This is a genomic window from Nitrosopumilus sp. (assembly GCA_029862745.1).
In the GTDB taxonomy this organism is placed as follows: domain Archaea; phylum Thermoproteota; class Nitrososphaeria; order Nitrososphaerales; family Nitrosopumilaceae; genus Nitrosopumilus.
Genome location: JAOTWS010000015.1, coordinates 1 through 18,253, shown reverse-complemented (window position 1 = coordinate 18,253; position 18,253 = coordinate 1). Strand labels below are relative to the sequence as shown.

General features: G+C 33.0%; 24 protein-coding genes and 2 tRNA genes. 15 read left to right on the top strand and 11 right to left on the bottom strand.

From position 1 onward, the window contains the following. From OEM44_10690 to trxA (OEM44_10680), 3 genes are all read left to right on the top strand, one after another. A partial coding sequence (locus OEM44_10690) for a hypothetical protein (GenBank protein MDH3517257.1) occupies positions 1-256 on the top strand: 256 nt, incomplete at its 5' end. 45 nt (positions 257-301) lie between these two features. After that, positions 302-460 carry a hypothetical protein gene (locus OEM44_10685; protein MDH3517256.1) on the top strand — a complete coding sequence of 53 codons (159 nt, stop codon included), beginning with the start codon at positions 302-304 and terminating at the stop codon, positions 458-460. 31 nt (positions 461-491) lie between these two features. Continuing rightward, positions 492-893, top strand: a complete 402-nt coding sequence (gene trxA / locus OEM44_10680) for a thioredoxin (GenBank protein MDH3517255.1) — start codon at positions 492-494, stop codon at positions 891-893. Here trxA (OEM44_10680) and infB read toward each other — a convergent pair. The 6 genes from infB to glmM form a co-directional block, all read right to left on the bottom strand. Next, on the bottom strand, positions 890-2,671 hold the full coding sequence (gene infB / locus OEM44_10675; protein MDH3517254.1) for a translation initiation factor IF-2: 1,782 nt from the start codon (positions 2,669-2,671) through the stop codon (positions 890-892). The genes trxA (OEM44_10680) and infB overlap by 4 nt on opposite strands. A 6-nt stretch (positions 2,672-2,677) precedes the next feature. Further along, a complete protein-coding gene (ndk, locus tag OEM44_10670) occupies positions 2,678-3,079 on the bottom strand; it encodes a nucleoside-diphosphate kinase (protein MDH3517253.1) in 402 nt (133 codons plus the stop codon). A 2-nt stretch (positions 3,080-3,081) separates the two neighbouring features. Beyond that, positions 3,082-3,282, bottom strand: coding sequence for a 50S ribosomal protein L24e (locus OEM44_10665; protein ID MDH3517252.1), 201 nt, complete (start codon positions 3,280-3,282; stop codon positions 3,082-3,084). A gap of 11 nt (positions 3,283-3,293) precedes the next feature. Then, positions 3,294-3,506, bottom strand: coding sequence for a 30S ribosomal protein S28e (locus OEM44_10660; GenBank protein MDH3517251.1), 213 nt, complete (start codon positions 3,504-3,506; stop codon positions 3,294-3,296). Continuing rightward, a complete protein-coding gene (gene rpl7ae, locus OEM44_10655; GenBank protein MDH3517250.1) occupies positions 3,503-3,889 on the bottom strand; it encodes a 50S ribosomal protein L7Ae in 387 nt (128 codons plus the stop codon). Before rpl7ae ends, OEM44_10660 begins: the two co-directional genes overlap by 4 nt. Positions 3,890-3,951: 62 nt before the next feature. Beyond that, on the bottom strand, positions 3,952-5,301 hold the full coding sequence (gene glmM, locus OEM44_10650; protein MDH3517249.1) for a phosphoglucosamine mutase: 1,350 nt from the start codon (positions 5,299-5,301) through the stop codon (positions 3,952-3,954). Between the two features lie 1,290 nt (positions 5,302-6,591). Between glmM and OEM44_10645 the strand changes: the two genes are divergently transcribed. From OEM44_10645 to rpiA, 7 genes are all read left to right on the top strand, one after another. Further along, positions 6,592-6,679 (top strand) — tRNA-Leu (locus OEM44_10645). Between the two features lie 50 nt (positions 6,680-6,729). Further along, positions 6,730-7,566: a formyltetrahydrofolate deformylase gene (locus OEM44_10640; GenBank protein MDH3517248.1), complete on the top strand. Its 837-nt coding sequence runs from the start codon at positions 6,730-6,732 to the stop codon at positions 7,564-7,566. Positions 7,567-7,575: 9 nt separating this feature from the next. Continuing rightward, positions 7,576-8,298, top strand: coding sequence for a creatininase family protein (locus OEM44_10635; protein MDH3517247.1), 723 nt, complete (start codon positions 7,576-7,578; stop codon positions 8,296-8,298). A 57-nt stretch (positions 8,299-8,355) separates the two neighbouring features. Next, positions 8,356-8,592 carry an LSm family protein gene (locus tag OEM44_10630; protein MDH3517246.1) on the top strand — a complete coding sequence of 79 codons (237 nt, stop codon included), beginning with the start codon at positions 8,356-8,358 and terminating at the stop codon, positions 8,590-8,592. Positions 8,593-8,602: 10 nt separating this feature from the next. Continuing rightward, positions 8,603-8,770 carry a 50S ribosomal protein L37e gene (locus tag OEM44_10625; protein ID MDH3517245.1) on the top strand — a complete coding sequence of 56 codons (168 nt, stop codon included), beginning with the start codon at positions 8,603-8,605 and terminating at the stop codon, positions 8,768-8,770. After that, positions 8,771-9,730 (top strand): hypothetical protein, encoded by a 960-nt coding sequence (locus OEM44_10620; GenBank protein MDH3517244.1) that lies wholly within the window; start codon positions 8,771-8,773, stop codon positions 9,728-9,730. Beyond that, on the top strand, positions 9,731-10,405 hold the full coding sequence (gene rpiA / locus OEM44_10615) for a ribose-5-phosphate isomerase RpiA (GenBank protein ID MDH3517243.1): 675 nt from the start codon (positions 9,731-9,733) through the stop codon (positions 10,403-10,405). 176 nt (positions 10,406-10,581) lie between these two features. Here rpiA and amrS read toward each other — a convergent pair whose 3' ends face one another. Then, entirely contained in the window at positions 10,582-11,649 is a 1,068-nt protein-coding gene (gene amrS, locus OEM44_10610) for an AmmeMemoRadiSam system radical SAM enzyme (GenBank protein MDH3517242.1), read from the bottom strand. 34 nt (positions 11,650-11,683) lie between these two features. Between amrS and OEM44_10605 the strand changes: the two genes are divergently transcribed. Further along, complete coding sequence (locus tag OEM44_10605; protein MDH3517241.1) at positions 11,684-12,298, top strand: TIGR00296 family protein; 615 nt, start codon at positions 11,684-11,686, stop codon at positions 12,296-12,298. A 21-nt stretch (positions 12,299-12,319) separates the two neighbouring features. Next, on the top strand, positions 12,320-13,150 hold the full coding sequence (locus tag OEM44_10600) for an MEMO1 family protein (protein MDH3517240.1): 831 nt from the start codon (positions 12,320-12,322) through the stop codon (positions 13,148-13,150). 301 nt (positions 13,151-13,451) lie between these two features. Here OEM44_10600 and OEM44_10595 read toward each other — a convergent pair whose 3' ends face one another. Beyond that, a complete protein-coding gene (locus tag OEM44_10595) occupies positions 13,452-14,846 on the bottom strand; it encodes a dihydroorotase family protein (GenBank protein MDH3517239.1) in 1,395 nt (464 codons plus the stop codon). Between the two features lie 144 nt (positions 14,847-14,990). Here OEM44_10595 and OEM44_10590 point away from each other — a divergent pair. Then, positions 14,991-15,062, top strand: a tRNA-Ala gene (locus OEM44_10590). Positions 15,063-15,239: 177 nt separating this feature from the next. On the opposite strand, the gene OEM44_10585 is transcribed toward OEM44_10590, so the two are convergent. Further along, the gene (locus OEM44_10585; protein ID MDH3517238.1) at positions 15,240-16,094 is read right to left on the bottom strand and encodes a pentapeptide repeat-containing protein; all 855 of its coding nucleotides are present in this window, start codon (positions 16,092-16,094) and stop codon (positions 15,240-15,242) included. Between the two features lie 297 nt (positions 16,095-16,391). On the opposite strand from OEM44_10585, the gene OEM44_10580 reads away from it, so the two are divergent. Beyond that, a complete protein-coding gene (locus OEM44_10580) occupies positions 16,392-16,751 on the top strand; it encodes a zinc ribbon domain-containing protein (protein MDH3517237.1) in 360 nt (119 codons plus the stop codon). Positions 16,752-16,775: 24 nt separating this feature from the next. Here OEM44_10580 and OEM44_10575 read toward each other — a convergent pair whose 3' ends face one another. Continuing rightward, positions 16,776-17,306, bottom strand: coding sequence for a zinc ribbon domain-containing protein (locus OEM44_10575; GenBank protein ID MDH3517236.1), 531 nt, complete (start codon positions 17,304-17,306; stop codon positions 16,776-16,778). Between the two features lie 67 nt (positions 17,307-17,373). Continuing rightward, positions 17,374-17,739 carry a thioredoxin gene (trxA, locus tag OEM44_10570; protein MDH3517235.1) on the bottom strand — a complete coding sequence of 122 codons (366 nt, stop codon included), beginning with the start codon at positions 17,737-17,739 and terminating at the stop codon, positions 17,374-17,376. A gap of 76 nt (positions 17,740-17,815) precedes the next feature. Here trxA (OEM44_10570) and OEM44_10565 point away from each other — a divergent pair. Beyond that, the coding region (locus tag OEM44_10565; protein MDH3517234.1) for a hypothetical protein at positions 17,816-18,253 on the top strand (438 nt) is incomplete at its 3' end.

The window sequence follows — 18,253 nt, the reverse complement described above, 5'->3', positions numbered from 1 at the left end:
AACAAAAGATCCACAAAGTTATGTTGACAGATACAACAACGAGCCATCATACAAGAAATGGTTTGATGATAACTTTCCTGAATATGATTCAATTTACCAGGCAGTTGGATTAGAGGAATCAAAAGAGATAACACCAAAAGAAGGAAAAAAATTTGGGATTTGTGGGGCTGGAACAGAATTGATTGACGGAGTATGTACAATAGTATCAAAGCCAGTAGCAAAACCAGCAGCAAAGCCTTGGTGGCAATTCTGGTAATATTACAAAGTTAAGTTTTAATCACAATGTTTGTTGATTGTATATATGGGTAAACTAAGCAGAAACCTCAGAATTTGTGGTGATTGTGGTATTGCATATACTTCTGTAAGCTTTACTAAATACATTGATCAGTGTCCCATATGCAATTCAAGAAGATTTGAGTCTGTTCCTATAAAGTCAGTTGATGAGCAATCTAAAATATAGATTTTTTAGAAGGAAAAAAATTTAGAATATATTGTCTGATGATCCAGAAATTGAAAAAATAATGAAGAAAAAATTAAACGAGATGCTTAAGCAGCAGGATCAACCAAAAATTGAGCCTGGAATTATAGATTTGAACGAAGCAAATTTTGATCAAATCATATCTACTGAAAATCCAACTTTAGTAGATTTCTGGGCAGAGTGGTGTGGTCCATGCAAATCTATGCACCCAATATTTGAGAGCCTCTCAAAAAAATATCCCAAAGTGAAATTTGCAAGAGTCAATGTAGACAACAATCAAAACATATCAATGAGATTTGCTGTGCAGTCAATTCCCACATTTATCATGTTCAAGTCTGGACAGATAATTGACAAGATGATGGGTGCAGTAGGTGCACCTGGAATACATATGATATGTAAAAAACATTCAAGCTAGTAACCATACATTGATTCTTTTTCACGTTGGATCCTAACTATATCGTTAAAAACTTCTTGCTCTTCAGGGCTAAGCTTGTGCATGAATTTCTTTAGAATTATTTTTGCTTCATGTGATGGTGGGAATGTATAATATACCTCCTCTTCAAAAATTTGTCTACCAATTGTAACATCTTTAACAGAACATGCTACCTCATCTCCTGCTTTTGCAGAAGATACGGTTTTTTTATCAAGTTGAAGCTGATGAATATTTCCTATCTTTCTTCCATTCATATTCATAAATGGAATTTTGTGTTTGAGAGTGCCAACATCTATACGAACTCCAAACACGGCTGGGTTATTATTTCGAAAAACCATTCCTTTCATAAATGTAAATTTAGAAATTGGTGTTAGTTCTGCAAACATTGCATCTTCTTCATTTGCAGTATCTTCCTCAACCCATGAGTTATAGTTGTCAATCAGACTGTAAATTACTTTATCCTCAAAGATTTTGACATGGCTAATTTCTGATTCTTCTCTTGCATCAGGTAATACCTTGACATTAAATGATAAAATAATACCAAGGTGTCTGTTTTTTTCTTTGATTGCTTTTGCTTCCATAACATCTCTTCTATTTACAGGACCAATGTCGGCTTTTGCTATTGGGACTTGTGAACGTCTTAGCATTTCAACAATTGCTTCAAGTGAACCAATAGTATCACATTTGAGAATTATTCCATCAGTTTCAGTGTCAATAAATACAGATTTCATTTCTATCTCTATTAGCCGGGTAAATTTTTTAATCTCTGCGTCATTTGATGCAACATAAAGTGTACTTCCAGGAAGTACACCTTCTAGATCAGATGATGCAATTTTGAGTCCAGCTGCTGCATCTACTGATGAAACTGGTTTGAATTTGTCACGAGGATCACGCATTTCATCAAGAGGTTTTGGTAAAAGTATTGCCTTTGGTTTAATTACCAAAACAGAATCTCTTTTGGCTACAACAATACTATTTTCTTTTTTTATTGTTCCATCAATTAGAATAATATTTGCAGTAGGTCCTAACCCTACTTCATCATTTATCTCCAAGATAATACCACGTGGATCTTTTTCTCCTTGGGCTAGTCTTTGTTTCAAATATTGCTGTGTCAGACCAACTAACACACTAAGTAATTCTGGAAGTCCAACTCCAGAACGGGCAGAGATTGGAACTATGGCTACTTCTGATTTAAAGTCCTTTACACGGTAAAATGCTTCTGATTGATATCCTAAAATTGAAAGAGTCCCCACAACATCATAGATCTTTTGATCAAGATCAGTTTGAATGGATGCATCTTGTTCTTTGATTGCTTGAGAGATAAACCTAGTGTCAGATTTTCGCCATCCTGAAATTTGATCACATTTATTCAAGGCAACAACAAACGGAACTTTTCTACTTTGTAAAATTTTTAAACTTTCATTTGTTTGTGGTTGAAATCCTCGATTAACATCAATTACTAATATAGCAATGTCAGCAGCTGAACCTCCTCTTGAGCGAAGATTTGTAAAAACTTCGTGTCCAGGAGTATCAATTACTAAAAGTCCAGGTACCTTGTTTTCTGCCTGTTCAAGTTTTTTGTATAATGGGCCACATATTTCTTTAATTGTCTCAGATGGAAGAAAGCTTGCTCCAATATGTTGAGTAATTCCACCTGCTTCTCTACCTTGAACACCTGTACCACGAATTTTATCTAAAAGAGATGTTTTTCCAGAGTCTACATGACCAAGAACTGCCACTATAGGCTGACGAATTTGCAAACCAGATCACTCAAATGCTACCCTCGATTCATGGTCAAAGCTTTCTTGTGAATCTGATGCGTGAATTATATTTTCACTGAATCCCAATCCAAAGTCACCTCTAATTGAACCAGGATCAGCTTCGAATGATTTTGTTGCGCCAATCATTATTCTAGTAGTTGCAATTGCATTATTTCCTTCAATGATTGCTGCAACTACTGGTCCTGATGTGATAAATGATGTTAGTTCACCAAAGAATGGTTTGTCTTTATGTACAGCATAGAAATTCTTTGCTTGTTCTTGAGTGAAAGTAAACATCATTAATTTTAAAAGTTTGAATCCCTTTCTTTCAAATCGTGATATGACTTCTCCAACTAGATTTCTAGATACTGCATCTGGTTTAACAATAAACAACGATTTTTCAGTCAATTTTACTTCTTTTTGATTCCGCCTTTAACATATTTTTTTGTCCATTTTAGCTTTCTTGGATCACGTTTAAGGTCTAGCATATTTTTTTTGCATTTTGCTGAACAGAACCATAATACAGTTCCATCGTTTTTAGCAAGCATAGTACCTGAGCCTTTAGCTACAGGCCTATCACAAAAATTACATGGTTTAACTAAAAGACTCATTCAATCACATCCTATTTGATTTTCTTGGCTTCTCTCTCTGTTTCTCTAAGCATTAGAATCTCTCCTAATCTTACAGAACCTTTAACATTTCTTGTAAGAATTCTTCCTTTATCCTTACCAGTAAGAACTTTAACTCTAACTTGAATTACCTCACCAGCAATACCAGTTCGCCCAACAATTTGAATAATTTCAGATTGAACTACTTCTTCAGTTGTGGAGCTCATTGATCAGTCTTTCCACCTTTAATTTTAGCAATGGTCGATACAACTTGATCTATAATATGTTGTGCATCACCAGCATCCAAAATTGCTGCAGCTGCAGAAGTGATATCGATACCTAACGATTTACCTAATTCAGATTTACTTGGCACAAATGCATATGCTGCACCTTGTTCTTCACATAGAATTGGAAGATGTGCTACTACTTCAGGTGGTTCTACATCTTCAGCGATAACAATTAGTTTACTAGTACCACGTTCAATTGCCTTAGTTGCTTCATTGGTTCCTTTCTTGACTTTACCACTGGTGGAAGCTACTCTAACAGCCTCTAAGATTGGATTCACAAGGTCCTCTGGCGTCTCAAATTTAACATAATATGCTTTACCCATATTTCGTCACCCTTTGGGTTCATTCTCCATTCTATACGTCGATGCGTTTGGTTTTAAAAGTGTTATCTGGAAATAATGTCTTTAACTTTTTTGAGGAATTCTGACATTAAAGTATCTAATTTCTCTTGACTTCCAGCTTCGGCATAAATTCTAACAATAGGTTCTGTACCACTTGGTCTAACCATTACCCAGTTTTTAGAGTCAACAATAATCTTGATGCCATCAGTAGTGTCAGAATTTGGGTATTCCTCTTTTAAAGTAGAGATTAATTTTGGTACTTTATCAGGAGAACACGATACTTTATCTTTTGTAGTAAAGGAAGGAGGTAAAAGTGCAATTTCGTTGGAAAGAGATTTTTTTGAAGTTGCTAAAAGTTCAAGCATTAATGCTAAAGTCATACAACCATCTCTAACTTGATTATGCTTTCCATACATGAATCCACCATTTTCCTCAAATCCAATTAATGCATTTGTTGGAACCATTTTTCTTGAGACTTCAACACTTCCAACTTTGGTGCGAATAACTTTAGAATTAAATTTCTCAGATACAGTTTCAATGTTAGAACCAGAGTTCAAGCATGTAACAACTAAGGAGTTTGGATTTTTCTGTAAAATATGTTGAGTAAGTAATAATGCAGATTTATCTCCAGTTAAAATATTTCCATTATTATCGCAGAATATACTACGATCACCGTCTCCATCAAATGCAATTCCTACATCAGCATTATTTTCAATTACAGTACGTGATAGCTCTGAAAGATTTTGTGGTGTAGGTTCTGAACCACGTCCTGGAAATGCCCCATCAATGTTTTGGTTTACAAGAAATGTTTTACAATTCACCATCTTACAAAAGTCAGGTGCAGATACTGCCTGTGCACCATTACCTAAATCCAAAACAACTTTGAAATTTCTTGATTCTATTAATTTAGAATCAATTTGAGATACAATTCCATTTAGATATGTCTGAATTGCTCTATCCTCTTTTCCAGTAGTGCCTAAATTTTTAGAATTTTTTCGCCATTTTTTTTCTATATAAATATCTTCAATAATTAATTCATCCTCTCGTGAAATTTCTACTCCATCATTTGCAGCAGGTTTTATTCCGTTGTACTGAGGAGGATTGTGTGATGCAGTGATCATGAATCCACCAGAATATCCCAAAGTCTTTACTGCAAATTCAAGACAAGGGGTTGGAACTATTCCTGCAATATTACAATCAATCCCTATTGAATTAAGAGCAGAACTTACAACTTTTGATATGGCTGGACTTGAATCTCTTCCATCAAAACCAATCAGTATTGGACCCTTATCAAAATAAGTTCCTATAGCTAGGGTCATATCATGAACAAACTCTAGAGTGAAATCTTCACCAAAGATTCCGCGAATTCCATTAGTTCCAAAAAATTTAGCCATAAAACTATACAAAAATAGATAAATTTGTGTGTATCTATCGTAATATAATAGCTAAATTACTTCCATTCGTATTTAGTATCTATATCTGAGAAATTTTATTGATTGCTTCTGAATGAAATGGATACAAAAAAGACTCAAAAATACTGAATATTTTCTTCAAAGATCTCTAAAAAATCAAGCTGAATAAGTTTTCAGCGTTAATTGAGTTATATTATGAAATGAATCAACACAATAAACAAAATACATTCTTTTGTCAAAACCTAATAGATTCAAGTGGGCGGGTCAAACCCGTACTACATGTAATTAAATTAATTTTTTTATATGAACAAAAATTCTTTATAAAATATTTCTTAAGAAATACGATACAAGTAATTAAAAATACGTGAAGTGTGGAGAAAAAGCATTCTTACAACAACAAATGCATTACATGAATATAGAGATGAAAGAATCAAACATGGGAGGGGAGTTGTAAAAAATTCTCATGTATTTAGAGCAGATTACAACAAAATAATCAGACATGGGTTAAATTATTATCAAAAATTTATTTTTCATATAACTGATATAAGGTCATAAAAATAAAAAAATTAAATATGCAAAGATTAAAAATCATTGTGATAAAGCACTAAACATTGGATTTAGAATAGAATTAATACAATTATAAAAATAAATAACATAGTAAATATCAATCTTGAAAAAAACTATTAGTCTTTTAGTTACAATTCCAATTGACAATACATATTTTAATACATTGAAAGATAATTTTATCTAGAATTCAAAAAGCCAAGTCTTGTACTGAACAAGAATTTTCTTAAATTGAACAATATTAATGGAGTTAGATGATTATATGATTTAAACAAACATCAGTGATGAATAAATGTAATGATAGAAAATTCAAAAAAAATATTTAATTTTAACTAACAAGTAAAATCAACTAAAAACACAGAGAAATACAAGTTTGTCTAGTATTGTAATTTGTTTATTCTTTTTAAATTAAAAAAAATCTAGATAAAGAATTAGCGATAATTTTCTTGAAATATTAAAAAACGTAGTTACTCCTTTGATGAATTAACACATTCAACTTAAAGAAACAGTTGGTTGATTCAACTTTATACCAATTAATATACAAAAAAACATATGAATAATTTCAAGTATTATACTAAAAATAATAAAATATCCTCAAATCTAAAATATCAGATTGTTTAATTTTTAAAATAAGATTAGCTAGACTACTTTTGGTTCTTTAACGGTTGCCTCGTAACAGTTAACTTTGTGTCTAATGACATGTACATTGCGGGAGTCGCCCAGCCTGGTCAAAGGCGTAGGGCTTAGGACCCTATCTCTCAGGAGTTCGTGGGTTCAAATCCCACCTCCCGCACCATTTCAATTTCTGTGAATGATTAATAATGAGAAAATTGTGAGCATAAAGTCATGAAAAAGACAGTAGTCGGAATTACAGTGGTTGGTAAAGATAAAGAAGGGATTGTAGCTGCATTTACAAATTTTGTATTTTCAAAAGGTGGAAATATAGAAAAAGTCAATCAGAATGTAATCAAAAGTCTTTTTGGAATGTATCTAGAAGTGTCTTTTTTAAAATCAATTGATTTAAAAAAATTCGATATTGAGATTCAGAACTTAGCTAGAAAAGAAAAAATGAATGTTAGTACACATCACGAAACAAATTCACAAAAAAATATTGCAATACTGGTAACAAAAGAACCACTCTGTCTTCAAACAATTATTGCCAATTCAAAGTCACTAAAGGGGGAAATATCAGTAATAATTGGTACTGAAAAAACACTAGAACCACTAGCAAAAAAAGCAAAAATTCCATTTATTGTAATAGAGGAAAAAAATCAAGAAAAAGCAGAGGAGAAAATTATTCAGATATGTAAAAAATATGATATTGATTTGATTTCACTTGCAAGATACATGCGAATCCTCAGTCCAAATTTTGTTTGGAGATATCCAAATCGAATAATCAATATTCATCCATCATTATTACCAGCATTTCCAGGAGCTATGGCATATGCACAAGCTTATGAAAGAGGTACAAAAATTGTTGGTGTTACATCTCACTATGTTACAGAAAATTTGGATCAGGGACCTATCATATTCCAAGATTCTTTTAAAGTAGATCCAAATGACACGTTAGAAAAAATAAAGATAAAGGGACAGAAATTGGAAGCAGACACATTGCTCAAAGCAATGAAGATGCATCTAGAAAATAAACTAGAAGTACGTTGGAGAAAGGTTCACATAAAATAAGTGAATTAAATGGTAGAAATTAAAACTCAGTTTGATCCTAATCTTAGAAACTCAATAACTAGTCAAAAACAAATAGCAGTGATTCCTGTAGGTTCAATTGAGCAGCATGGACCACATTTACCCATATCAACAGATTCAGATATTATAACAGAAGTATCAAAAAGAATATCTGAAAAAAATGGATATCTTTTGCTACCAACTCTTAATTACGGAGTTTCATTTGAACATTCACCATTTTTTAATTTGAGTATAAAAGAATCAACATTACGTGCCGTTCTAATTGATTTGTGTGCATCACTTTTAGCAAATAATATCAAAATAGTGTTCATACTTAACGGTCATCACGGAAATCAGAACTCAATAAAGAATTTGGATTTAAAACTAAAGAAAATATTAAAAAACAAGATCAAAGTATTCCCATTATCCTATTGGCATTTTATGGGAAGAGAGTTTGATCACGCAGGATTTGTAGAGACATCATTAATGCTTGCAATCTCAAAAAGCGTTAAAATGAAATCAGCTGAAAAAGGACTAATCACAGATAAAATGTCAAAACAAGAACTCAAGAAAATCGGAAAATTAGCTAACAAATCATTTCCAAAAGCAACCAAAAATGGAATTTGGGGCGATCCTACAAATGCTACTAAGAAAGATGGACAGCGGATTTTAGCTGATATCGTTAGAAATCTATCAAAAAAGTGTCAAACTTGCCTTACTGAACGTATCTCATAGTTTTACCAATGGAAATTTAATATAATCCCTAGATATCCAAGTCAATAAGTGAAATAGATGTCCGTTGATATGGCAGTAAAAGTATTGGATGAGAGTATTGATCAAGTTGTTTTGATTAAGCTCAAAGGAAGTAAAACTATTAGAGGTACTCTTCTTGGTTTTGACCAACACATGAACCTGCTACTCGATTCTTCAGAGGAAATTCCCGCTGAAGGCGATTCTAAAAGTCTCGGAACCATTGTAGTTAGAGGAGACAATGTTGTTATGATATCTCCCCCACCTGCACAACATTAGGTGATTTGCAATGACTAAAGGTACAACTTCTATGGGTGGTTTTACAAAGAAGAAGGTTCACATTAGATGTAGAAGATGTGGTAAAAACTCACTTCACAAGCGTCATCATCAATGTGCAAGTTGTGGATTCCCAGAGGCCAAACGCAGAAAGTATTCCTGGATTAAATGGTATACATAGATGCAAGAAATTGTTCTTATTCTTAGTTCATTAGCAGGCGTTGCTACAGCAGCAGCTGTAAGAAAAATACCTAGAAATAAAAATCAGTTACTTAGATTAGGAGCAAGTTCACACATTAAAAGTCAGATCAGTGCTCTTAAAATTGAAAAAGATATTCTAACTAAAACAATTTCAAGACTATATCAATCAGATTCAGGATTCTCTAAAAGTCAAAAAGACAAACTGAAATTAAAATATCAACATCAATTAGGAATTGTTTTAGCTAAATTAGAAAAACTCGAACAAGTCAGTATGCATCCAGACTTGGGTCCAGTGGGTGATGGTTTGATTACTTTGATGGATCAAAAATTATCAAAGTTGGATGACAGATTGTACGAAATATCATCAAAGATGATGACATCAAACAATCAAAAGCAGGATATGAAAGAACCAGAAATCAAAAGACAAGAATCAAAACAAAATGTGGTGAAATCATTCAAGGATTCATTTAACTTTGAAAAAACAAATACAAACATGGAGCCAATCGAAATTCCTCCAACTAAACCAAGACAATCATTTGAATTAACTACACTGACAAATATTTCAAAAAAGGAACCAAAATCCACATTATTTGAAAAAGAAGAAATAAAATCAGTACCACATCCAAGAATTATTCAGACAGAATTAGTCAAACCAAAAGATAAGATAGTTCAAGAAACAATTAAGCCAAAACCAAAAGTTGAGGATAAAATTGAGATCATACAATCAGTATCATCAAAACCAGAGATAACACTTGAAACTAAACCAGACATTAACAAAGAGGTAGCAAAGATCAATGAACATAAGGCACTTCCAGAACCAGAACAACCAAAACCAACTACATTAGATGATGACTTTGATGATGATACCGATGATTTAGATAAGATCAAAGGAGACATTATGAAAGTTTTATCAAAGCTTGATCAGGCAGAGGTAGAATAATTGACATATGATGATGCCATTATGGCATTATCAAATGATGCATTAAAATTTGTTAAAAATGGTTATGTTGTTGGATTAGGAAGTGGCAGAGCAGCTACTGCACTTGTAAAGTCACTTGCAAATTTAATCAAATTAAAAAACTACGATATCAAAGGAGTACCTACATCATTACAAATCAAATTGATTGCAGAGAAAGGCGGGATAGTATTAGTGGAAGCTGATCAAGTAGATTACATTGATGTGGTTTTCGATGGTGCAGATCAAATTAATTCGCAAAAATATGTGATCAAAGGTGGTGGTGGTGCATTATTACGTGAGAATATTTTGTTTAGTCTTGCAAAGAAGGTAGTAGTAATGGCAGATGAAACAAAATTTGTAAAAGATTTCACGATTAAAGTTCCAGTAGAGATACATCCACTTGCAAGAAATTCAGTTATCAATTCTATAAATAAACTAGGAGGCAGTGCAAATTTGCGGACTCTTGATAGAGGTTATCCATTTTTTACAGAAAATGGGAACATTGTTTTGGATTGTGATTTTGGCACAATAAAAAATGCCAAAATACTCACTCAAAAAATTAAACAAATAGCAGGAGTTTTAGAGTCAGGAATATTTCTTAGAAAACCAGATGTGATTTACAAAGCCAAAGAAAATGGTAAATTTGAGATAATCTAGAACAAGGTATTTTTACATTTAAAATTATTCTGGGTCTTCTTCTCCTCTATCTCGTCCACATTGTGGGTATATTCTTTGATTTTGGTATAATTCTTTACCACAATTTCTACAGGATTGAGATTTCACATATTATTTACAACATTATCAGATTTAAAAACTTCCAGAATTTGAATTAATTAAGACACAAACTGAAAACGATCTTGCCTATAGCCTTCTTGTAATTTTCCTTCTATAGGAATATGATTTCCACAAAAATTACAGCAATTTTTTTTATCTAGATGCCATTCTCTAATACTAAATCCATAACGATTTACGACTATTTTTTTACATTCAGCGCAGTATGTGTGCTCCCATTTATGACCAGGTACGTTTCCCAAATAGACATACTTCAAACCCACATGTTTTGCAACCTGATAATGCTTTTCCAAAGTTTCTACTGGAGTGTTAGGATATTCCATCATTTTGTAATCAGGATGAAATCTCAAAAAATGAATTGGCATTTCAGGCCCGAATTCATCATAAACAAATTTTGACAATCTCCTTGCATGCTCTAAATCATCCCCAATTTTGGGAACAATCAAGTCAGTAATTTCTACATGAATTTTTGTTTTATCACGAATTTCCAATAATGTATCAAAGATCGGTTGAGGATCAGGAATTCCAATGAATTTCCTAGTAAATTCTTTTTCTGCATTTCCTTTAAAATCAATGGTAATACCATCAAGGAACTCATTCATCATTGAAACTGATTCAGGAGTATCATATCCATTTGAGACAAAAACATTGAATAATCCTTTTTTTCTTGCAGCAATTCCACAATCACGTGCAAATTCAATAAAAATAGATGGCTCATTATAGGTATATGCAATTCCATGTGCTCCATATTTTAGTGCAGTATTTGCAACATCATCAGGAGTCATGTCAATTCCTTCTACTTTCCGTCTTTGACTAATATCAGAATTTTGACAATATCTACAGAGCCAATTACATCCAGTGGTTGCAATGGAGTAGACTTTGCTACCAGGGTAATAATGAATCAATGGTTTTTTCTCAATTGGATCAACATGTCCTGAAATTACTTTTCCATATGCATACAGTTGAAGTTTACCATCTTCATTCCCTCGAATTCCACACAAACCGATTTGGTCTTTGCCAATCTCGCAATAACGTGCACAAGCTGTACACTTTACCTTGTCATTTGAAAGTTTTTCATATAATTCTGCTTCTTTGCCAAGTGTAGTCAATGTTTTTTATTGTGTTTTTACATATTTAACCAATATGAACAAAGAATTTTCTTATTCTGATGGAGTAGAACTTGTAAAGATAGCAAGGAAAGCTGTAACTGAACTTTTAGAAAATAACTCAAAAATTAGTGAAGAGATATTTAATTCAAAATTTAATTTCACTTCAGGAGTTTTTGTAACATTAAACAAACAGGGTTCATTAAGAGGATGTATTGGTTATCCTCTTCCTATAAAAAAATTATCAGAGGGGTTAATTGATGCTGCAATATCAGCTGCAACTCATGATACAAGATTTAACCCTGTTACAGCTGATGAACTTGACAAGATTATTTTTGAGGTTACGGTTCTAACTCCACCTGTTGAAATTAAAGTTGAGAAATCTTCAGAATATCTCAAAGAAATCAAAGTTGGCAGAGATGGATTAATTGTAGAAAATGAAAACAAATTAGGTTTATTATTACCTCAAGTTCCAACAGAATATGGCTGGAATACTAAAGAATTTCTTGAATATGCATGTCAAAAAGCAGGACTAGTAAAAAATGCCTGGAAAGACGGCGATACTAAAATATCAAAATTTCAAGGGGTAATTTTTAAAGAAGAGTCACCAAACGGAAATATTATCAGAGAATCATCTGATGATTTTTTATAAAATAATGTGTAAAACAAATCGATGATCAGAGAACCAGTTGTTGCAGGTCAGTTTTATCCTGGAAGAAAGGAAGATTTGGAAAATATGATAAAGAATTGCATGGATCACAAATATGGACCTGGCAGTAAATCCATATTATCAGATGAGAGAATATTTGGAATAATTTGTCCCCATGCAGGATATGTCTATTCAGGTCCAACTGCATGTTACTCGTACAAATCAATTTCATCTCAGAATCCAGAGATCGTAATTATTATTGGACCAAATCATTTTGGCATCGGGAAAGATGTAGCTACAATGGTTGATGCACAGTGGAAGACTCCATTGGGAATGGTTCAAGTGGATTCAGAGTTAGCAAAACAAGTTTCAAAAATATCAAAATTTATAAAAATTGATGAGTATTCTCATTCCCAAGATCATAGTTTAGAAGTACAAATCCCAATGCTACAGAAAATACTTTCTAGTAATTTTCAAATTATTCCAATAATTTTACGAGCTCAACATATGAATATTGCGATAGATGTTGGAAATGCAGTATCTGAAATTGCAAAAAGGAAAAATACAATTATTATTGCGTCGTCTGATTTTACTCATTATGAAGAAAATTCCTTTGCCCATCAGCAAGACAAAGCATTGATAGAGCCAATATTAGAAATGGATGTGGATAGATTCTATCAAGTGTTAAGAGAGAAAAGAGTTACTGCATGTGGTTATGGTGCAATTGCATCAGTAATGATTGCATGTAAAAATCTGGGGGCAACAAAAGGAGAACTACTCAGTTATGCAACAAGTGGTGATATATCAGGCAATACACAATCAGTTGTAGGTTATTGCGCAATAAAATTTATTTAATATCTAAAATAGAAAACAATTACTTTTTCTTTTAACTTTACTAGAGGAAAAATTGCCATTTATTTTAGATATTAAATACTAGTATTCTATTTCAGGATTGATATGTTTAATAGCATTCATAAAATCTTGATGTTTAGCATCAAATCAATCATTGGTTGACGTAAATCTTCATCATCTATTATTGCGTTAAGCGTTAGAGTGTTTACTCATAATAGATGTGTCATAGTTACCTACATAATCATAAAAAAAATAATCGCAAAAAATCAAATCTACTTGTGTTTAAAAAAATAATTTATCTTGATTAAGAATTAATTGTTCGCTCAACTAGTTTACCATAACCAAGCTTTCCAATAACTTCAAAGTCTTCTGCTACTATCTCTCCTCTTACAATTGTTTTTACAGGCCACCCTTTTAGATTTCTTCCTTCATACACAATATAATCAGAAAAGCCTCCAAATAGATCAGAAGTTACTTGTTTTTCTTTTTTCAAATCTATCATAGTAATGTCTGCATCAGAATGTTTTTCTAGTGTTCCTTTTTGTGGATACATTCCAAAAATTTGAGCCGCATTTTTGCTAGTAAATCTAACTAACTGTTCAAGTGAAATCTTATTTTGATTAATCCCATCATTAAGCAATATTGGAAGTACTGTTCCAATTCCAGGAAATCCAGCTAATGCACTCCATACATCATTTCCACTTAGCTTGAGTTTAAGTTGATTTGCCACATGATCTGTGCCTATTGTATCAATAAGATTCTTAGATAAAGCAGACCAGATTGCCTTACGATCATTTTCTGTTCTTATCGGAGGCATGACCTTAGCAAGATATCCTTTTTGCTTTTCATAAGATAGTGTTAGATAATGAGGACATGTTTCTACAAAAATTTTTGTTCCAAGTTTTTTCTCCTCCTCAATTTGCAACAATGCACGCTCTGAGCCAATATGAACAAAGTAAATTACACAATTGTAATATCTTCCAAACTTTGAAACAGTTTTAATTGCTTTTGCCTCAAATTCAGGGGAACGACTTTCAGACCAAGATGACAATCCATCCTTATTTTTTTCTTTTGCAGTTTTAATTCCACACCCACATGATTCATAGTCTTCTGCATGAACCAAAACAGGACAACCAAGTGAAGCGGCAGCTTTTACTGTTTGCTTAACTATGTCATCAGTGATATTTACATGAGCTGCAACAAGATTTGAAGAGTTTGGAGGCATATCCATGTAAACATGTCCAACTTCACCACCAAGATTCATGTAAATTTTAAACGATGTTATTCCTTTTGCAACACAGTAATTCATCTCGTTAATATGTTGTGTATTGAAAATAGAAGCATGAATTGCATAATCAACATAATGATTTTTTGATGCTGCATCAAGTTGAGCTTGCAATGAGCTAGAAAAAGAGTCTTTTAGTCTGAGCATTCTCATCATGGTAGTTATTCCTCCTATAGCTGCAGCATGAGACTCAGTTTTTGCGGCTTCGTTAATGGGTGAATAAACACCATAGTGAACATGGGTGTCGATTGGGCCAGGGATGCAAACTAATCCATTACCATTAATTTTATGATCACATGAAGGAGTATCATTTGTTAATCCAACAATTTTTCCCTCACAAATTAGGATGTTTTTATCAACTATTCCTCGTGGGAGAACGACATGTGAATCAGTAATTATAGTATCATATATCATCTAAAGAATTTTATGCTTTGCAGTATATTATGCGTTAAGATAAGATTTTGATTATTAGTCATGGTATTTTTGATTGATGATTTATTCTGGTTTTCATCATAAATAGAGAAAATGAATAAAAGCGTAACTTAGAGAGGTGTTTGAGGGCCGGTGGTTTAGTGGTATAATGCCTCGTTCGCAACGAGGATGTCGAGGGTTCAATTCCCTCCCGGTCCATTTTTCCAAAAATCTACTAATTATGATGTCAAAATTAATTTCATTTTATGATAATTGATTAGCATTACATAATTATCAAAAAATAATTTATCACTTCAATCCAACCAATTGGTAATCTCCAACTAATGCACTCAGAGATGTCTAAAAAATCACCAAAGCAGATATGCAACTAAAAGATTATTTGCACATTTCATGATTTAAACAATATAATATTGCACCTGTAAGATCAGTATTATTAAGATTAACATTGGATAGGTTCGCACCTGAAAAATCCACACCAGTAAGATTAGTGTTTGACAGATTAGATTCCGTGAGATTTGCACCTCTCAAATCTGCTCCACGCATATCGGCGCCAGAAAGATCGGTATAAGATAGATTCGCACCTGAAAAATTTACATCTCTAAGATCAGCATTATTAAGATTAGAGTTCAACATGTGTCCTCCTGAGATATTAGATCCTGTCAAATCAGTGTTTGACAGATTAGATTCCGTGAGATTTGCACCTCTCAAATCTGCTCCACGCATATCGGCGCCAGAAAGATCGGTGTAAGATAAGTCTCCTCCGGTTAGATCTATACCCCTTAGATCTCCTTCACTAATTTCAGATTTAGTAAGAGTCACACCTCCTAAATGAGCGCCTGCAAGAAGAATTTTAGTCATATTTGCATCTCCAAGAAACGAATTTGTAATTGTTACTCCATTTAGAATAGAATATGACAAATCAATCTTACGAAGATCAGAGCTTACAATATAAGTTCCAGTAAGATTAGCATTAGACAGATTTGTTTCAGCCAAATTCACTCTATCAATAGTAGCAAACACTATACTACATCCAGCATAATTTCTTTTAGAAAGATCATTATTTATCAAATCTTGTGTTAATGGACAAATTACTGGGAGTTTTTCGTTAAGGACAAGAATACTTACACCCAACAACAAAATCCCCAGCAGTATAATTCCTATTATTTTTGGATAAGATAATCTGGATTTTGAGACATTAGATGTAATTAAAAATTTATCTGTTTTATCCATACTTCGAATCACAGATCTCTCATATTAAAGAAACGTGTATTTCTTGGTCATCTAGAAATTATCAAGATTTTACATATTGTAGAATGTAATAGATCATCAAGAACCAGTGGGAAATAACCACTTCTTATAATCCATCAAAAATAAATATCATCACATTACAACAATATGAAAAATGAAACTATATTATCAAATTTTGGCCTATAATGGCCTACATAATGGAGGATGTTTCTGATTTATCGTGAATGATATCTAAGAAACCCCAGAAACTATTATACATAAATAAAAAATACATCAAACATGGAAGTTTTTGATGGTAAAAAAGCCGCACAAGATTATATGTCAAAACATACGTTAGCATTTTCTACTCCAGAATTAACTCTTATGAGATTTGCATTTTGGTTAGGAGATTCAGTTCCAGATCCAAAAAATAAGGGAGAAGGAATTCCAAGAATGATGACATACCTAACAGAGCAGGACTTTCAACCTGTGTTAATTGACGATGACAAATACGAACCATCTGGTGCGGTTAGAAGTTCTGCAGTAGTTGGAAATGCATACAATGAGCAAAGAACAGATGGTAATTTTTGTTCTGAATGCGGTACAAGTCTTTCAGCAACAGCAAAATTCTGTCCTGAATGTGGTACAACACAAGATTAAGAGAAATATTTTTTATTTACTAGATTATGCTTTAGCGCCACACTTTGTACAAAACTTTGCATTAGGTCTTAAAGCAGCACCACACGACGAGCATCCATTTCCACTTTGTTGAGCAGTTTGTCTAGGCATTAAAGATGGATCAGGCGATGGTAAAGTTCCAACGTCTCCAAATGCTTCTTTAGCAGAAACAATTCCTGGAGGTCCTCCACCTACAGGATTTTGTGCAGTACCTGCTCTTGGTGGCGCTCCCATGCCACCAGCCATCATTCCAGGATTCCCCATTCCAGGCATTAAGCCAGGAGACTGTGTAGTTCCAGAACCGGTTCCTAATGATTTTTTCATTTCAAATATTACTTTGATTGCTAGAAATTCTAATGCAGAGTAGGCTACAGTATAATCACCTAATTTTTGGAAGAATTCTTTGTCACTAAGAAGGCCTTTTTTGTACATGTTGTTAGTATCCAAGAATGATTCATAGTATCCTTGAGATTCATCAAACAAGCTAGAAAGCTTATCAAACAACATGTTGAGGGTATCTACTTCACCAAATGACATAATCAGTCTCCATTTTTGTAATATTAATTACTTTAGGATCAAAAAATAAGGAAAATGTGTTTAGAATTTATGCAAGTGCTCTATCAATCATATTTTTGTATGACTCTTTAGAAGCAGCACCCACTTGCTGACTAACTATTTCTCCTTTGTTAAGAAGAATTAAGGTTGGAATACTAAAGACGTTGTATTTTGATGCCAATTCATTGGCTTCATCAACATTAACCTTGACAAATTTAACTTTGCCATCATAGTCATTTGCTAATTCTTCGACAACTGGACCTACCATTCTACATGGACCACACCATTCGGCCCAAAAGTCTACAAATACAGGGATGTTTGAATTTATCACATTTGTTTCCCACGACTTTGCATCTGAAATCTGTGTAATACCCATTGTAACGTTGTTTTGTTGACCGCACCTAAAAATGTTCACCAGAATTAGCACCGTATTTTTTGTTGGATAATAAATTTTGATATATACTTAAATGACGTTTTGATAAAACTCAATTATGAGTTCAGAGCTTAGACTAAAAAAATTAAGAGGTTCAGGTGGCTATGTTATGGCCACTGTTACTGATGAACAACAGATGAAAGGGAATTTAGGAGGACCTGATCTGTTTTTAGCGCCTATAGGAAGATTAGATTCTCAAAAAATTACTAAACATTTTTGCAATACATGTGAAAAAGAATTCGAAGGTCCTCCAAAAATAGTCTTTGAGAATCCAAATGAAGAGGTTGCAGAAAATTTAATTCTTGCAGAAAAAGGACAATACATTTGTAATTCATGTGATTCTTCAATTGCAGAATATAGGGAATTTAAAAAACAAGATGAAGATAGTGAAGTTGGAAGTGCAAAACCATTAGAACCACAACAAGTGGCTCCACCACAACAAGTGGCTCCACCACAACAAGTGGCTCCACCACAACAAGTGGCTCCACCACAACAA

Coding starts and splice junctions, on each gene's coding strand:
- rpl7ae (MDH3517250.1), bottom strand. CDS start 3,889: ATGGGTAAAGCATATTATGTTAAATTTGAGACGCCAGAGGACCTTGTG.
- OEM44_10605 (MDH3517241.1), top strand. CDS start 11,684: ATGAACAAAGAATTTTCTTATTCTGATGGAGTAGAACTTGTAAAGATA.
- OEM44_10660 (MDH3517251.1), bottom strand. CDS start 3,506: ATGAGCTCCACAACTGAAGAAGTAGTTCAATCTGAAATTATTCAAATT.
- OEM44_10630 (MDH3517246.1), top strand. CDS start 8,356: ATGTCCGTTGATATGGCAGTAAAAGTATTGGATGAGAGTATTGATCAA.
- OEM44_10575 (MDH3517236.1), bottom strand. CDS start 17,306: ATGTCATTTGGTGAAGTAGATACCCTCAACATGTTGTTTGATAAGCTT.
- OEM44_10620 (MDH3517244.1), top strand. CDS start 8,771: ATGCAAGAAATTGTTCTTATTCTTAGTTCATTAGCAGGCGTTGCTACA.
- OEM44_10595 (MDH3517239.1), bottom strand. CDS start 14,846: ATGATATATGATACTATAATTACTGATTCACATGTCGTTCTCCCACGA.
- OEM44_10600 (MDH3517240.1), top strand. CDS start 12,320: ATGATCAGAGAACCAGTTGTTGCAGGTCAGTTTTATCCTGGAAGAAAG.
- OEM44_10640 (MDH3517248.1), top strand. CDS start 6,730: ATGAAAAAGACAGTAGTCGGAATTACAGTGGTTGGTAAAGATAAAGAA.
- glmM (MDH3517249.1), bottom strand. CDS start 5,301: ATGGCTAAATTTTTTGGAACTAATGGAATTCGCGGAATCTTTGGTGAA.
- OEM44_10665 (MDH3517252.1), bottom strand. CDS start 3,282: ATGAGTCTTTTAGTTAAACCATGTAATTTTTGTGATAGGCCTGTAGCT.
- OEM44_10635 (MDH3517247.1), top strand. CDS start 7,576: ATGGTAGAAATTAAAACTCAGTTTGATCCTAATCTTAGAAACTCAATA.
- OEM44_10685 (MDH3517256.1), top strand. CDS start 302: ATGGGTAAACTAAGCAGAAACCTCAGAATTTGTGGTGATTGTGGTATT.
- OEM44_10585 (MDH3517238.1), bottom strand. CDS start 16,094: ATGGATAAAACAGATAAATTTTTAATTACATCTAATGTCTCAAAATCC.
- OEM44_10580 (MDH3517237.1), top strand. CDS start 16,392: ATGGAAGTTTTTGATGGTAAAAAAGCCGCACAAGATTATATGTCAAAA.
- OEM44_10625 (MDH3517245.1), top strand. CDS start 8,603: ATGACTAAAGGTACAACTTCTATGGGTGGTTTTACAAAGAAGAAGGTT.